The organism is Mycobacterium sp. E2238 (assembly GCF_001672665.1).
Taxonomy (GTDB): domain Bacteria; phylum Actinomycetota; class Actinomycetes; order Mycobacteriales; family Mycobacteriaceae; genus Mycobacterium.
Window position 1 is genome coordinate 96,574 of record NZ_LZKF01000107.1, and the last position, 15,050, is coordinate 111,623.

A 15,050-nucleotide genomic window follows, 5' to 3' on the forward strand; every position below is an offset into this window, starting at 1 on the left:
GGGGCCGGGGGTTCGTCGCGCCGGGGTGCCCGCAGTGACGGCCGACCGCGGGCCGATGACCACTCGCAAGCGTCGGCACATCGACGTGTGCCTCGGTGAGCAGGTGAACTATGAGCAGCTCAGTACGGGGCTGGAGCGCTACCGGTTGCCCTACAACGCGCTGACCCAGACCAGCCTCGGTGACATCGACCTGTCCACCAAATTCTTCGGTGCGAACCTGCGGTCGCCGGTTCTCATCGGTGCGATGACCGGCGGCGCCGAGTTGTCGGGCACCATCAACCGGAATCTGGCCGCGGCCGCTCAACAGCTTGGCGTCGGGATGATGCTCGGCTCACAGCGGATCATGCTCGACAGCGTGCTCGGCGAGCGGGCGGCGGCCAGCTTCACGGTTCGTGATGTGGCCCCGGATGTCTTGCTGTTCGGCAACATCGGCCTGGCCCAGCTGACCGAGGCCGCCGTGCCCGAGCTCGCGAAGGCTCTCGACCGGGTGGGCGCCGATGCGCTTGCGGTGCACACCAATCCGTTGCAGGAAGCCATGCAGAGCAACGGTGACACGGACTTCTCCGGGTCGTTGGCCAGGCTGCGAGCTGTGGCCGACGCGATAGATCGCCCGGTGCTGCTCAAGGAGGTCGGCCACGGGATCGGCGGCGTGGCGGCGGCGGAACTGGTTGGGGCCGAAGGGGACCTGCCCCTTTCCGGGATAGACGTTGCGGGCGCCGGCGGCACGTCATGGTCGCGGGTCGAGCAGTTCGTCCGCTACGGCGAGCTGCGGTACCCGCATCTGGCCGATTGGGGCATCCCGACCGCGACGGCGATCGTCGAGGTGCGGGAGGTGCTGCCGGAGATTCCGCTGGTGGCTTCGGGGGGTATCCGCACGGGGATGGACGCGGCCAAGGCCATCGCGTTGGGCGCCGACGTCGTGGCGGTGGCTCGGCCGCTGCTGCCGGCCGCGATCGATTCCGCTGCGGCCGTTGTTGATTGGCTGCAGCCGTTCATCGACGAGCTTCGCGTCTGCCTGCACGGCTGCGGTGTCGCCGGCCTTTCCGGGTTGCGCGCCCTCGACCTCACGCCGGTCTCGTAGAGGCGTGCGAGATGGCGGTGATACTGGCCTACGGGTCGCCGGCCCTCGGGCACCTGCTGCCGGTCGGGGCGCTGCTGGCCGAGCTCGTCGCCCGCGGTCACGAGGTTCACGCCCGCACTATGGCGGCCGGCGTCGCGACGATGCGGGGGGTGGGCGTGCACGCCGAGCCCGTCGCGCCCGACATCGAGGCGATCGTCGGCGAGGACTGGCGGGCGCGAAACGCCTTGGAAGTGTTGAAGTCAACCATCGACGTGCTCTGCCGTCGCGCGGTGCTCGAAGTCGAGGATCTGCGGCGCGCGGTCGATGCGGTCCGGCCGGATGCCATCATCGTGGACGCGAACTGCTGGGGGGCGATGTCGGCCGCGGATGCCGGAAGCATCCCATGGCTGGTCTTTTCGCCCTTCACCCCGTACCTACGGTCCCGTGGCGTTCCGCCCTTCGGCCCGGGCTTTCGACCGCTTCCCGGCATCGTCGGCGACTTCCGGGACGCCTCGGTTCGACCGATCGTCCGGCACCTGTTCGACCGGCCAATGCTGCCGCGGGTCAACGCCATTCGCGCTGGTCTGGGGGTGGCGCCGGTCGCCTCGGTCGACGACTTCGTGCGGCGCGCGCCGCTGCTGCTGGCCGTCGGCGGCGAGCCCTTCGAGTATCGGCACCCCGGCTGGGCCGGTTTGGTTCACCACATCGGCGCGTGTGTTTTCGAACCCGCGCAGAGCGCCACGCCGGAGTGGCTCGCCGCCATCGAACGGCCAGTGGTACTGGTGAACACGTCCTCGATCAAACAGCCCGACGCCGCCCTGGGGCGAATCGCGCTTCGGGCGCTGGCCGATGAGCCGGTCCACGTGGTGGCGACGTTCCCCGCGGGCATACCACCCGACCTTCCGCGGCCACCCAACGCGACCATAAGCCGCTTCGTCCCCCACGGGGCGGTGCTGGAGCGGGCCAGCTGCGCCATCACACACGGGGGGATGGGAACGACGCTGAAAGCCCTCGACCGCGGCGTACCCGTCTGCGTCGTGCCGTTCGCGCGGGACCAGGCCGAGGTCGCGCGGCGCGTCGAGGTCGCTCGCTGCGGCACCCGCCTGGCTGCCAAACGCCTCACCGTGGCGCGGCTGAGGGCGAAGGTGCGGGCGGCGATGACGATGGCGGACGGCGCGCGCCGCGTGGCTGCCGGGTTCGCCGCGACCGGAGGTGTGCAGCGCGGGGCGGACCTGATCGAGCAGCGGGTGCTCGGCCCGGCGGCCCGGCGGCCGGTGCGTTAGGCCGGGCGATCGCCGGTCTTACTCACCGGCCTTCGCCGGCCCTTGGCTGGCGCGGGCTTGGCTTCGTTCACCGAAGGTTTGGGGGCCGCCGTGTCGAATTGCGATTCGAAGGTGGACATGGCCTCCATCATCGCCAGGAAAACCCGATGTGCTGCGGCCAGATCGCGGTCGGACAGGTCGGCAAGGGCCGCGCGCAGTTCCGCGCCGAGTGGGGTGAAGAACGAGCGGGCCAGCTCCATGCCGGGTTCTTCGTAACGCAGCAGCGTCTTGCGCCGGTCGACGGGATCGGGCTCGCGCCGAAGGTGCCCGGAGTCGATCATTCGGTCAACCAGGTAGGTGATCGCGGCGGGCGACACGTCCAGCCGTTGTCGCAACTGGGCCGGCGTCAGCGGCGTCCCGGCGGTTTCGGCGACCATGATGTGCAGCAAGGCGTGCAAGTCGGTGCCGCCGACATCGTGCTGACGGGCGAAGTGCCGTCCGATGCGGTCCGATTGCGCTGTGAGTGCGCGCATGTCGGCCGACATCAACTTCTCGAGTTCGGCTCGGTCTAGTCGTCGATCAGAGGCGCCGCGCTTGGTCACTTACCTGTGTCCTTCTGCAAGATTCGCCGCCCAGCGTATCGGCGACCGCCGCGCGCGGTCCGCGTACCCCGCCAAGTGTCTCGCATTTGCGCCGGATTGGCCCGTTCAGGACTTGGTCGGGTCGTGGCCCCAGTTCATCAGGGAGTAGCGCCAAGCGCTCTCGGCGATGTCGCCCCGGGGGCGTTGCGCCAGGTGGCGCTTGGCGTAGCCGACGACCTTGCGCATGTGCGCGTAGTCGTCGGCCGCGAGGTCACCCCGTTTGGCCCGGAGTATCTCGACAATGCGGCGACCGCTGGCATGGCCGGTCGACTCATCGCCGCCCCGCGTCTGTCCCACACTCTGCGACTGCTCGGTCGCGAGCCACTTCTCCAGCTCGCCAGCGGTCATGTTGACCGTCTTCCGGAAGCTGTCCCAGGTCGTCTCGTCGTCATCGTCGGCCATCTTCGACCTCAGTCCCGGCGGCGCAGCGCGCTGGGTTTGTGCACCGCGTCCGCGCCCGTCTTGTCGCTGCGGACCTGGTACTGCGGCTCGTCTTCGGAGGCGCGCACGGTGCGTCCGGCGGCCTCGGTGTCCGAGGTGATTTCGCGCTCCACCGTTCCCCGGACGGTGCTGCCGTGGCTGCGCCACTCGACCTTGTCGCCCTCCTGAAATTTCTTGTCACCCATGTCGCTTCTCCTTTCAACATGACGGAGCCGCCGCCGGCGTTACGCCACCGCGCGCGGTGGCGGTGACGTCGCGGGCGATGCCGCCGAACACCACGTCGCGGTAGGGCGCTGCCGCGTTCCAAAAGATCTGCCCTGCAAGGCCATAAGGCTGAAACAACGCCCGCTGGCGGTACTGGGATCCGCCGTTGCCGGCGGGGCTCGCCGACAGCTCCAGCCAGAGGCGCCCGGGCAGCGGGATATCAGCGCGCAGTCGGAGCAGCCGCGGCGTGTCGATGCGCTCCACCCGCCACCAGTCCAGGGCCTCGCCCTCGTGCAGTTGCTGCCCGTCCAGCGGCCGGCGCAGAAACCGCACGGCGCCCAGCGCGCCGTTGATCCAGCCGCGCAGGGGCCATTCCAACGGAAACGCCGACCAGTTGCGCTCCGCGACGGCCGTTTGGATGGCCCGCCATAGCGTTTCGGGGTCGGTGCGGCTATGGCGTTGGCGCACATCCTCATACAGCGATCCGCCGGCCCACTGCGGGTCGGTGGGCAGCGGCTGGGAGGGTGCACCATTCATGTCGGCGCGCGACCACCGGGTGCGCAGATCTTTTTCGCGCACGTGCCCCAGGGCGAGTTCGACGGCCTCCTCGTAGTGGGTGAGCCCGCCGTCGGGATCGGGTATGTACCGGGCGATGTCGTGGTTGGCGCACACCACGTCGTTTTCCAGCGACTCCATCAGCGAGACGGCCAGTTGGCGAGGAATTGGGGTGAGCATGTCGACCCACGGCGCCGACAGCCGTGGCGTCAATAGGGGCACAGGCACCGCGGGCCGCCGGGGCAGGCCCGCGATCACGGCGTACTTGCGGATCATTTCGGTGTAGGTGAAGCGGTCCGGTCCGCCGATGTCGAATGGCCGGTTCACCTCCGCGGGCAGCTCCGCCGCGCGGACCAGGTAGTAGAGGACGTCGCGCACCGCGATGGGCTGGACGCAGGTACGCAACCATCGCGGCGCCACGATCAGCGGCAGCCGCTCGGTGAGGTACCGCAGCATCTCGAAGCTGGCCGACCCCGCCCCGATGATGGCGGCCGCGCGCAATTCAACGGAGGGCACGCCCGAAATCCGTAGCAGGCGCCCGACTTGCGCGCGTGAGGCCAGGTGATCGGAGAGCTTCTGCCCGTCGGGCGTGATGCCGCCGACGTAGACGATGCGCGACAGCCCCGCCCGGGCCGCGCACTCGGCGACGTTGCGGGCCGCGCGTTCGTCGAAGTCCACGAAGTCGGGCCGCATCAGCGAATGCACCAGGTAGTACAAGACTTGCTGACCTTCCAGTGCCCGGCCCACGGCGGTGGCGTCGATGACGTCGCCGGCAACGACGTCTACCTGGCCGCGCCAGGCGACGTCGTCAAGCTTGGCGGGGTCTCGGGCCAGCACGCGCACGGTGTGCCCCTTCTCGAGCAGCTCCGGGATGAGCCGCGTGCCCAGGTATCCCGTGGCGCCGAACACGACGCAGTGCATCAATTCGCTCCTTCAGCTGAGCTGTCGTTGGGGCTGGCGGTATGGGCAGGATGCCCCGACGTGCGCCGGCGCTCCTTGAGCTGTGCTTCGTAAACGTGGCGACTACCGGCGGTGAGCCGGCTCCGCACCAGGCGTTCCACTTCTCGGAAGCATCGGTAGTAGCCGTCGTCGTAATCGTCGACGACCTGAAACGTCCACCGTCCCGGTAACACGTTGCGCCCGACCAGTTCGACGCTGATGTGTCGCGCCAGGTCGGAGTGCCCCAGCTCGTTCAGCTGGGCGACCGCGGCGTCGAGTTGCAGGTCGGCCCGCCCGGTCAGCTGGTGGAAGGAATACAGGTGGCCCCGGGCGCGCTCGACGGTTTCGAGGGCCTCGGTGACTTTGCCGACCGCCTCGGCGACGGCGTCGCTCGTTTCTGCGTGATCCATGGCTTCCTCCCCGACCGGTCGTTAAGGCATTCCCCGTGGAATAGGGGCCGAATCCCCGGAACCGGCATCCGTAACTTAAATCACTTAATAGTTAAGTTACTGGAATAACGCCCGCTTCGCCAGAATGGTTCACTCGTGAGTGCTTGCCGAGCAAGGGCTTTGGCGCCGGGGATCAAAGCGCCTTGAGATGCTTTTTGGTCGCCCTGCGGAGCTGGATGATCCGCGCGGCGCCGACGAGCACCGTTGTGGTTGCCCCGGCAACCGCCGCCAATAGGTAGCCCACTCCGACGGGCAGGTTCCAGTGGAAGCCAAGGAAGTGGACGGTGATGGATTCGGTGTTCTGCGCGACGAAGATAAGTAGAACGATCAAGATCACCAGGCCGACGACAAGCGCCCACCACGCGGCCGCCAGCCGGGTGAACGATCGCGATGACGGCTCGGTGGGAATGTGGGACTCGGTGCTCATGCTGGTGACTAGCCCCTCACGCAATGGTCCAAACACGTTGAGACCTCGAATGCCCTGTCGTTTAATCCGTCGGCTCCGGGGTATGTGGCCTGCGATGACTGTGAAAGAGGTACCGCAGCGTGTCTGGCGCGGCCGGCGCAAAGTGATGCGGTTACAACGAGACCTGTGGCTTGCGCAGTTGGCCCTCTGGCCGACTTTGATCGTTTCGGCCGTTCTGCTTTCGGCGCTCACTTGGGCCGTGTGGCAACGAACGCGGCAACGCCAGTCTGGCCGGAGTCAACCCGACGCGGTGCCCCCCGTCACGGATGCCTCATGGGCGGGCGCGCCGCGGCCGCAGGCCGGCCTCAACGGCTGACGCGTCTCGCGAACAGGCCCCAGGAGACGGCGGCCGACAGGAACGCGAATGCCTGAGCGACGCCGATGCGGCCGGACGGAACGACAAACCCTGCGACGTAGCGGTCGACGAACCCCGTGCTGGGCAAGGGATCCATGTCGGCGCGGCGACGGGCCCATGATTCCAGTGATGTCAACGGGCAGGGCAGCTTGAGCCCGACGACGGCGGCGCCCCAGGCGACTGCCGCCCGGTGCAGCACGATGGTGCGCGGCCAGCGCAGCGCGAGGAAGCCGCCCGAGGGTACGTAGGCCAGGTACGCAAGGTGCACGGCGACCGTCACCACGACCGCGGCGGCATACCCTCTTCGCATGGCCGAGCCGTCAGCCGAGGCCGGCACGCACCTGGTAGCGGCGCTCGGCGTAGGCGAGATCGTCGCGCCAGAGCCTGCCGGCCGCGAAGCGCATGAGCGGTGTGATCAGCGGGGCCGCCCGGGACGCCCGCTTGAACCCGGGACGGTCCGAGTGCGCGATGGTGGCTTCCAGCACGGCGGTGCGTGGCCGCCCGTCGGGGCATGACCCGACCGGCGTGGCGTGCGTTTCCACCGTGCTGCCGGTTCCCTCGCCGTCCACGATGCGCATCACGATGGTGCGTGCCTCGGGGCAGCTGAACTCCGCGACAACGGGAACGCCCAGCCGGCCCATCCGGAAGGTCACCGCCACCAGGAACCGATCGATGTGTTCGGTTGGCGTGGTGAGCACTTCGAGCCGGGCGAACGAGTACGGGTGGAACCACGCGCCGTGCCAGGGGTCAAGCCGATTGGCGATGACGTCGGCGGGCTCGCACACGCCCACAGTGCGGGCGACGGCGGCCAGGATGTCGCCGGCCGGCCGGGCCGGGATCACCGGCTCATCCAACGGGGCCTCCCCACCCACGCTGTCGAGCCGCACCCAAACCAGGGTGCCGTCGTCGTGGCTGGGCAAGGGGCTCCAGCCGAATTCACCCGCGCGACCATCCAGGGCCAGCCCGTGCCATCTGCAGATCAGAGTGCCGCAGTGCACGGTCCCGGTGGCCAGATCGGCCCCCAGGTGCGGGCAACTACGGGGCCCGACACAAAGCCGGTCGTCGGCGTCGCGCCAGGCGACGAGTTCGACTCCAGCGACCCGGGCGCCGAACGGTCGCCCGGGGCGCACGTCGGCGCTGCCTGCGAACGCGAACCAGTTCCCCGTCGGTCTTTGCTGGGCGCGTTCCAGCGCGCCGTCGATGATGGCCGGCTGCGCGTCCCGGTAGGTCGGGCGTTGCTCGGCCCACGGCGTACGCGGAATCACCTGCAACGGCCAGTCTTTCGCTCGGGTGGCCGGCCACAGGTGTTGCAGCTGTTCACGAATATTCATCTCTGGGCGCGTCCTTCGCGGCTGGCGAGCCATCGCAACAGGGGTGACCGGCCGCGGGTGGGTACCGTGACCAACGGGTGACCGGCCAGCCCCCATCTTCCCAGCAAATGGTTCGCCGCGCACCATCCCGTGGTCGCGGCGCGCTCCATCAGCGCCACGGGCAGATCGACGCGGACGGCGTCGCCGGCCAACAGCAGACCGGGCTGCGGCGTGACCACCGGGGGGCGGTGCGCATACGATCCGGGCGAAAACAGCGGGCAATCGTTGCGTTGCAGGAGCTGTTCGCAAACGACTTGCGCCGCCGCGGTTTCCGGATAGATCTTGTGCAGCTGGCGCAGCATGGCGGCGCGCGACGGCTCGGCATCGAGGGCGTACGAGTGCAATTCGACGACGGACCCGCGGTGAGCGCGTGCCCATTCCGCGGCCTGAAGTTCGTAGCGCTCCAGCACGCTGATGTTGTCCAGTGGTTCGTGGCCGGCCGTGCCCAGGAACGCCGGCCGCCCGGCGTTGACGGGCCGGTCGAGCCACAACCGATACACGGCGAATGGCGGTGCGGTGCGCAGCTGCGCGATCTGTGCGCGCCAGTCGTCGGTTGCCAGCCCGGTCGATGCCGCGACGATGCGCTGCAAACCGGTCACGTCGGTGGCGAGCACCACGGCATCCGCCTTGATGTGGTCGCCCGAATCGGTATGCACCCGGAACGGTTCCGACGGCCTCGTGTCGATCTGCGAGGCGCCGGTGCCGAGGCGAAAGCGCACGCCCCGCGCCTCGAGGTAGCGCCGTAGCGGATCCCATAGGGCGCTGTCGTAGTTCGACGTGGGGACGTCGAAGATCAGGCCCTCGGACGATCCGAGGAAGTAGATGTGGAACATGGTCGCCAGTTCAGCCGCGGAAAGTTTGGCGGGGTCGGCGAAGAAGCTGCGGGAGAACACCTCGAATGCGAGATGCCTTGCCGCCTGCGGGAATCGGATGCTCTTCAGGAACGTCGCGGCGTCGAAGTGGTCGAGGCGCTCATAGATTCCCGGCACCGACACCGCCGCCAGGGGCGCGGCCGCGCGAGCGTCGATCTCAAGGAAGTCGCGGAGCCGGAAGGTCGGGCTGCGCGCCGCGAAGGCCACCGCGTTCCACGGCGGGGTCCGCGGCAACCCCCGGAAGGTGTCGCGCCGGCCCGCCCCGTCGATGAGCGGATAGTCGGCCACGGGCGTGAGCATTCGCAAGTGCGGATCGATGCGTCCGAGCAGGGCCCGCAGGTTGTAGTACTGGCGGAAGAACGCGTGGAAGCCGCGATTCATCGCCAGGCCGGTGCCACCGTGCTGCTCCGTCCAGCCGCCCACCCGGCCGCCCAGGTAATGTTCGCGCTCGATCACCTCGACGGCGACGCCGCGTTCGGCCAGTCCGGTGGCGGCGGTCAGGCCCGCGATGCCGCCGCCCACGACGACCACCCGGGGTCGTGACGCCAGCGCATTCGCGTCCGGCAATCCGGTTGTCGCGGGAAGTGTTTCGCGTCGCCGGTCGGTACCGATGGCTGTCATGGCGCATCCGCCAGGAAGGTGTGCACGATGTTGGCCTCCCAGCCGGGCATCGTTTCGCTGTGCACCGCGGTGAAGCCTGCATCGGCGAGGCGGGCGCGGAATCGTGCCGCGCCGTCGAACTCCAGCACGCTGCGCCACAGGTAGCGGTACAGCGCCGTGTCCCGGGTGCGCCACCACCCGGCGGGAATGATGATGCCCCAGCACACGGCATGCCAGATTCGGGTGGCGGCGGCGGAGTCGCGCACCGAGTATTCGTGCACCGCCAGGGTGGCGCCGGGGCGCAGCAGCATCCGGAGTTTCCGCAATTGCCCGTCCCGGTCGGCGAGGTTGCGGATCAGGTAGGCGGCCAGGATGCCGTCGAACGGTCCGGTGACGCCGTGCTCGGCCAATTGCTCGACGGGGGTGTGCACGAATCGCACCGACGGTGGCCAGTCCTTGGCTTGCGCCGCGTCGAGCATGCCCCGGGACGCGTCGACGGCGACGATGTCGGCCTCGGGCGCCACGGCCAGCAGAGCGGCCGTCGAGGCGCCGGTGCCGCACCCGGCGTCGAGCAGCCGTAAGCCCTTGCCGCGGTCGCGGATTCGCATGCGGCGGGCGGAGAGCAGCAGTTGGTCGTGGTAGCCGGGGCTGGCGCCGACCAGCCGGTCATAGGCGGTCGCTCCCGCATCGAACGCGGCCGACAACTGGTCGGGCGTGGGACGCGCCTCATCGACGCGCACGTTGGCGTTCCCATCCCAGCAGCACGGCGGTGGCCAGCGCGAAGCCGAACAAGAAATCCTCGACCGGGATGTCGAACGGGAAACGCAGGCCGGTGATGTGTCGAGGGTCGTAGCTGACGATGGGGGAGCTGAGCTTGGTCAGCCAGCCGTCGACCGGGACCTGGAAGCCGAGAATGATCAGCATCGACAGCCAGTAGGCCGGCCGCCGGAAGAGCCCCGTGCGCAGCACCGCCAATTCCAGCGCAATCACGGCCAATACCGCCGCCACGGCCGGAACGGTGTAGCCCACTCCCGTCATCGGCGGTTGACCCTTTCCAAAATGGTGCTGACGGCGTTGTAGGTGAGCAGCGCGCAGATCGGGATGACGATGAAGAACAGCACCTCTTCGATCGGCACGTGGAACGGGATGCTCAGGCCGGTGATGTAGGCGCCGTTGTACGTCCACACGTGCGCGGCGATGGCGATCTCGTCCCAGAGCAGGAATACCGCGGCCACGGGCCAGACCGCCGTCACCAGCCGGCGCCATTGCCGGTAAACGCCGGGACCGAACATCTCCAGGGGCGCGGTGATGGCCAGGCATGCGGCCAGGACCAACAGATATTGCCAGCGATCGGTCATGCGGCCCCCGGGGGATCCGAAACACCGGGCGAACCATTGCGCGCCCGCCACGACCGTATCAGCCCGATGCCCGCGACCTGCAGTCGTCGAGCCTTGCCGACCGTCGCCCGGTGATTGAAAACCGCGTAGTCGCTTTCTTCGATGCGATCCAGGATCTCCGAGTACAACGCCGCCGCGGCCGCGACGCACGGTTGCGAGCGGGGGCTGAGCATGGCGATACCGGGAGCGGCGAAACGGTAAGTCTCCCGGGTGATCTCGTGTTGGGCCGCCAGCGCCTCCTTGACCCGCGGATCGGTGCGGCGGTGTTGGTGACACCAGGTCAACAGCTCGCGGTCGACTCCGTGGGCGGCCAGTTCGTCGGCCGGCAGGTAGACCCGTTGCCGCAGCAGGTCTTCGTCGATGTCGCGCAGGAAGTTGGTGAGCTGGAACGCCCTGCCCAGCGCGGCGGCATAGGGCGCGGCCTCCTCGACCGGCACCACCGTGCCCAGCACCGGAAGGACCTGCAGGCCAATGGCTTCGGCGGAACCGCGCATGTAGAGGTTGAGCGCCTCGCGGTCCGGATAGTCGGTGACCGTGAGATCCATCCGCATCGACGCCAGGAAGTCGTCGAACAATTCGATGCCGATCCGGTACCTGCGCGCGGTGTGGGTCACCGCGGCGAGCACGGGATTGTCCAAATGGTCTCCGCCTGAAAAGAACTGATCGGCCAGTTGCTGGAGTCTCGTGCTGCGAATGTCGGTGCGCAGCTGGGGATCCAGGTCGTCGAGGATGTCGTCTGCGTAGCGCGCGAAACCGTAGAGGGCGTGCACCGCCGGACGCTGGTCGGGCGCCAGCAGGCGGGTGGCCAGGAAGAAGGTGCGGCCGTGCGCGGCGTTGAGTTCGCGGCAGCGCCGATACCCCTCGCGCAGGCGTGGATCGTCGATTCCGGCCGCGTCCAATTCGCTGCGGATCATGTCAACCCGGCTCCCATGTCGTGGTGTGTCGCCATCCGGTCGGTTCGGCCGGCATTGGAGCCGGTGACGCGGTCCGCGGCGAGCCGGCCCGAGATCAGCGTGGTGGGCACACCGACACCGGGGACGGTTGACGACCCGGCGAGCACCGCATTCTCGACGCCGCGCACCATGTTGGCCGGCCGGAACGGTCCGGTCTGCCCGAAGGTGTGGGCCAGCGCGAATGGGCTGCCCGCGGCCATGCCCTGCCGCGCCCAGTCCGCGGGTGTGACGACGTCCAATACCGTTGCGTCTCCGGGCAACCCGGGCAACAACCGCGCCGCCACGTCGCCGATGAGGTCGTGGACGTAGAGATCGCCGACGCTGCCCCAGTCGATGTTCCCGCGATCCAGGTTCGGTGCCGGGGCGAGCACGTAGAGCAGGTCGCGCCCGTCGGGGGCCAGCGTCGGGTCGCTGGCGGTGGGGCGGGTGACCAGGAGCGACGGATCCCGCATCAGCCGTCCGTCGCGGATGATGTCGGTGAACGTCTGATCCCAGGAGTCACCGAACAGGATGGTGTGATGCGCTGTGTCCGGCGCGACGCGGCGGCAGCCCAGGTGCGCCACGACCGCCGAAGGCGCCGGCCGCAGCCGCACGGGGCGACGCGGTGTGTGGCCCAACAATTCATAGGTCTTCGGCAATTCGGTGGTCAGCACCACCGCGTCGCAGCTGATGGGGTCCAAGCGATCCGTTCGCACGGCGCTGACCCGCCCTCCGACGCGGTCGAGCCCGGTCACCGTCGCGTTGTAACGGAATTGGACCCCGGCGTCGACGGCCGCCGCGGCAAGGGCGTCGGGCAGCGCGCGAACGCCCCCGCGCGGAAAGAACACGCCCGCGATGGTGTCCATGTACGCGATGACCGCGTACACCGCCAGAGCGTTGCGCGGCGCCACACCGGCGTACAGCGATTGAAAAGTGAAGACCCGCTGCAGCCGGGGATCGCTGATGTGGCGCCTTACTACCCGATCCCACTTGCGGAACCCGCCGATCGCGGCCAGCCGCGCCAACTGCGGCGTGAGCAACGCCAGCGGGGAATCGAAATTGGCGGCGATGAACCCGTCGAATTCGATTCGGTACAACCGCTTCAGCCACTCACGCAGCCTCCGGTAGCCCGCTGCCTGCCCGAAGCCAGCGAACTCTTCAATGGCGGTTGCCATCCGGTCGGCATCGGTGTGCACGTCGAGCGCACTGCCGTCGGCGAACACCGCCCGGTAGGCCGGATCAAGCGGCAGCAGCTCCAGCCGACCCGACCGGCTCTGCCCCACGGCCGCCAAAGTCTCATCGATGATGTCCGGCATCGTTATCACCGTCGGCCCGGTGTCGATGCGGTAGCCGTCGATGTCGAGCCGGCCGGCGCGGCCGCCCGGCCACGCTTCGCGCTCGACCACCGTGACCGCCCGCCCCCGCCCCGCCAGGTGCAACGCGGCGGACAGTCCCGCCAGGCCGGCGCCGATCACCACTACGTGCTCGCTGCGTCCTTTGATGGTCCGCATATCAGCATGCTCCCAAACTTGTGGCGCTCATTCGACGCGATCCGTACAGGCGGCCGCCATTTTGTCCAGCGCGGCACGGACGGGTTCGCCGATCGGGGTGTCGCCAAGGTGGTCGCGCGCCGACGCGACGCGGTCGCTGATCATCTCCTCGATCATCGCGAGGGCCCCGGTCTTGACGATCAACGCCTTCCACCGATCGAGCGCATCGTCGTCGAGGACATGCCCGTACATCAATTCGTTCATTTCTGCGCGGGTCGTCGGATCGGCCAGCTGGTGTGCTGTCACCACCACGCTAGTTGCCTTGCGTTCCAGCAGATCTCCGGAACACGGCTTCCCCGTGGTCGCCGGCGAGCCGAAGACGCCGAGGACGTCATCGCGAAGCTGGAACGCTTCCCCGACGGCGGCGCCGTACCGGCCCAACCGTGTCATCGTTCGATCGTCGCAACCGGACATCGCCGCCCCGATCTCTAGGGGCCGCCGCACGGTGTAGTTGCCCGACTTGCGCCGCGCCACGTCGAGGACGGCCTCCAGCGAAGGCATGTGCCGGACGTCGCTCGTCAGGTCGCCGAACTGACCCATCGCCAGCTCGGTGCGCATCGTGTCGTAGCGGGGCCACGCCCGCTGCACGCCCGCGGATTCGACACCGCTCTCGCGCAGCATCTGTTCGGACCAGATCAGGCAGAGGTCACCCAGCAGGATGGCGGCCGATTCGCCGAACCGCCGAGACGAGCCGGATAACCCGCGCTCGCGGTGCCATTGGGCGAATCGAATGTGTGCCGAGGGCCGCCCCCGCCGTTCGGGCGAACCGTCCATGACATCGTCTTGCAGCAGCGCAAACACGTGTAGCAACTCGAAACTGGCGGCCGCCCGCAACGCGGACTCGCCGGGCGCGCCACCGCACAGCCATCCCAGATACGCGAAGGTCGACCGCACGCATTTGCCGCTGGAAATGAACGTTGTCAGGATGTCGCTCGCGGCGTCGATGCGCGTGTCGTCAAGCTCGCGACGCCGCGGCGCGATGAAGTCGGCGAGGTGGGCGAGAACTGCGTATCGCACGTGCGAGCGCCACTCGTCGAAGTCCTGCACATCTGGCCGTTCCGCCGCGATCACCGGCGAATCTGTGGCGGGTGTCAACGACAAAGCACCCATCTTGGCCACGCGCTCCCTCCTGGCCGGCTTGGCATTCCCAGGTTAGATCGGCTCAAACAACGCGGTCCGACAGCTCTGAACCGCTCCGATCGACCCTTCTGGACCTCGGAAGACCTTACCCATCACCTTCAAAAACTTAAACATTAACTTACTGAAGCTCTCCTCGGCCCGCCAGTCGGGAGCGGCTGGTAAAGCGGCGTCGCTTCGGCCGTTCGCTCCCGGCCGGTCCATCACCGAGGATCACTTCATTCAATTAACCATTAACGAACTTAACTGTTTGGCGGTTCAGGGATATGCTCACATTCTTATGGAAGCTGACGGGCAGCGCTGGAGCCGCGATGCGCTGGAGTCGCTGATCTCTGCCGATCTGCGAGAGATATCAGCCGAATCCGACCAGATCGGGCGGCAGTTCGCGATGTCGAATCATCTGCGGCCCAACGACTTCCGCGCATTGATGTATGTCATGGTGGCAGAGGACGCGGGTCGCCCGATGACCTCTGGTGATCTAAGCCAGCGGATGGGGCTGTCGGGTTCGGCCATCACCTACCTCGTCGATCGGTTGATCGATTCGGGACACATCCGCCGCGATTCACACCCGGACGATCGTCGCAAGGTCGTCCTGCGGCATGGCGAAACCGGCCTGGCTACTGCCAAGTCGTTCTTCAGTCCGCTGGGCGCCCTCACCCGGGTCGCCCTGGAGGAGCTGCCCGACGCGGACTTGATGGCGGCCCACCGGGTGCTCGGCGCGATGATCCACGCGATGCAGCGATTCCAGGGCGACGTAAGCGACCCCCGGCCATGAGCGGCACCTCCGAGCTGGCTTTTTGCGGTTTGACGGCATTGCCGG

The 15,050-nt window shown here is 68.3% G+C and carries 18 protein-coding genes; 3 read left to right on the plus strand and 15 right to left on the minus strand.

Features of this window, described 5'->3' with window-relative positions; translation table 11 throughout:
- Positions 1 to 55: 55 nt before the first annotated feature.
- Together fni and A5711_RS09260 are read left to right on the plus strand one after the other, a co-directional pair.
- Complete coding sequence (gene fni, locus A5711_RS09255; RefSeq protein WP_156673438.1) at positions 56 to 1,081, plus strand: type 2 isopentenyl-diphosphate Delta-isomerase; 1,026 nt, start codon at positions 56 to 58, stop codon at positions 1,079 to 1,081.
- 11 nt (positions 1,082 to 1,092) lie between these two features.
- Entirely contained in the window at positions 1,093 to 2,343 is a 1,251-nt protein-coding gene (locus A5711_RS09260) for a glycosyltransferase (protein ID WP_067945677.1), read from the plus strand.
- On the opposite strand, the gene A5711_RS09265 is transcribed toward A5711_RS09260, so the two are convergent.
- The 15 genes from A5711_RS09265 to A5711_RS09335 all read right to left on the minus strand — a co-directional run bounded on the left by A5711_RS09265 (position 2,340) and on the right by A5711_RS09335 (position 14,203).
- Positions 2,340 to 2,924, minus strand: coding sequence for a MarR family winged helix-turn-helix transcriptional regulator (locus A5711_RS09265; protein ID WP_067945679.1), 585 nt, complete (start codon positions 2,922 to 2,924; stop codon positions 2,340 to 2,342). The genes A5711_RS09260 and A5711_RS09265 overlap by 4 nt on opposite strands.
- Positions 2,925 to 3,029: 105 nt before the next feature.
- Positions 3,030 to 3,365 carry a DUF3140 domain-containing protein gene (locus A5711_RS09270; protein WP_067945681.1) on the minus strand — a complete coding sequence of 112 codons (336 nt, stop codon included), beginning with the start codon at positions 3,363 to 3,365 and terminating at the stop codon, positions 3,030 to 3,032.
- Positions 3,366 to 3,373: 8 nt separating this feature from the next.
- Positions 3,374 to 3,589 (minus strand): DUF2945 domain-containing protein, encoded by a 216-nt coding sequence (locus A5711_RS09275; protein ID WP_067945683.1) that lies wholly within the window; start codon positions 3,587 to 3,589, stop codon positions 3,374 to 3,376.
- 13 nt (positions 3,590 to 3,602) lie between these two features.
- Complete coding sequence (locus A5711_RS09280; protein ID WP_067945685.1) at positions 3,603 to 5,084, minus strand: DUF2867 domain-containing protein; 1,482 nt, start codon at positions 5,082 to 5,084, stop codon at positions 3,603 to 3,605.
- Positions 5,084 to 5,512 carry a hypothetical protein gene (locus tag A5711_RS09285; RefSeq protein ID WP_067945687.1) on the minus strand — a complete coding sequence of 143 codons (429 nt, stop codon included), beginning with the start codon at positions 5,510 to 5,512 and terminating at the stop codon, positions 5,084 to 5,086. Before A5711_RS09285 ends, A5711_RS09280 begins: the two co-directional genes overlap by 1 nt.
- A gap of 172 nt (positions 5,513 to 5,684) precedes the next feature.
- Entirely contained in the window at positions 5,685 to 5,978 is a 294-nt protein-coding gene (locus A5711_RS09290) for a lipopolysaccharide assembly LapA domain-containing protein (protein WP_067945689.1), read from the minus strand.
- A 344-nt stretch (positions 5,979 to 6,322) separates the two neighbouring features.
- Positions 6,323 to 6,682 carry a DUF2784 domain-containing protein gene (locus A5711_RS09295; protein ID WP_067945736.1) on the minus strand — a complete coding sequence of 120 codons (360 nt, stop codon included), beginning with the start codon at positions 6,680 to 6,682 and terminating at the stop codon, positions 6,323 to 6,325.
- Positions 6,683 to 6,692: 10 nt separating this feature from the next.
- Entirely contained in the window at positions 6,693 to 7,703 is a 1,011-nt protein-coding gene (locus A5711_RS09300) for a DUF5914 domain-containing protein (protein WP_067945692.1), read from the minus strand.
- Entirely contained in the window at positions 7,700 to 9,235 is a 1,536-nt protein-coding gene (locus A5711_RS09305; RefSeq protein WP_067945694.1) for an FAD-dependent oxidoreductase, read from the minus strand. The genes A5711_RS09300 and A5711_RS09305 overlap by 4 nt, the downstream gene beginning before the upstream one ends.
- Positions 9,232 to 9,954 carry a class I SAM-dependent methyltransferase gene (locus tag A5711_RS09310; protein WP_067945696.1) on the minus strand — a complete coding sequence of 241 codons (723 nt, stop codon included), beginning with the start codon at positions 9,952 to 9,954 and terminating at the stop codon, positions 9,232 to 9,234. The genes A5711_RS09305 and A5711_RS09310 overlap by 4 nt, the downstream gene beginning before the upstream one ends.
- Complete coding sequence (locus tag A5711_RS09315; protein WP_067945698.1) at positions 9,941 to 10,252, minus strand: lycopene cyclase domain-containing protein; 312 nt, start codon at positions 10,250 to 10,252, stop codon at positions 9,941 to 9,943. The genes A5711_RS09310 and A5711_RS09315 overlap by 14 nt, the downstream gene beginning before the upstream one ends.
- Positions 10,249 to 10,572, minus strand: a complete 324-nt coding sequence (locus A5711_RS09320) for a lycopene cyclase domain-containing protein (protein WP_067945700.1) — start codon at positions 10,570 to 10,572, stop codon at positions 10,249 to 10,251. The genes A5711_RS09315 and A5711_RS09320 overlap by 4 nt, the downstream gene beginning before the upstream one ends.
- The gene (locus tag A5711_RS09325; RefSeq protein ID WP_067945702.1) at positions 10,569 to 11,525 is read right to left on the minus strand and encodes a phytoene/squalene synthase family protein; all 957 of its coding nucleotides are present in this window, start codon (positions 11,523 to 11,525) and stop codon (positions 10,569 to 10,571) included. Before A5711_RS09325 ends, A5711_RS09320 begins: the two co-directional genes overlap by 4 nt.
- Positions 11,522 to 13,054 (minus strand): phytoene desaturase family protein, encoded by a 1,533-nt coding sequence (gene crtI, locus A5711_RS09330; protein WP_067945704.1) that lies wholly within the window; start codon positions 13,052 to 13,054, stop codon positions 11,522 to 11,524. Before crtI ends, A5711_RS09325 begins: the two co-directional genes overlap by 4 nt.
- A gap of 27 nt (positions 13,055 to 13,081) precedes the next feature.
- On the minus strand, positions 13,082 to 14,203 hold the full coding sequence (locus tag A5711_RS09335; RefSeq protein WP_082974309.1) for a polyprenyl synthetase family protein: 1,122 nt from the start codon (positions 14,201 to 14,203) through the stop codon (positions 13,082 to 13,084).
- Positions 14,204 to 14,510: 307 nt separating this feature from the next.
- Here A5711_RS09335 and A5711_RS09340 point away from each other — a divergent pair, with 307 nt between their 5' ends.
- Entirely contained in the window at positions 14,511 to 15,005 is a 495-nt protein-coding gene (locus tag A5711_RS09340) for a MarR family winged helix-turn-helix transcriptional regulator (RefSeq protein WP_067945706.1), read from the plus strand.
- Positions 15,006 to 15,050: the final 45 nt, after the last annotated feature.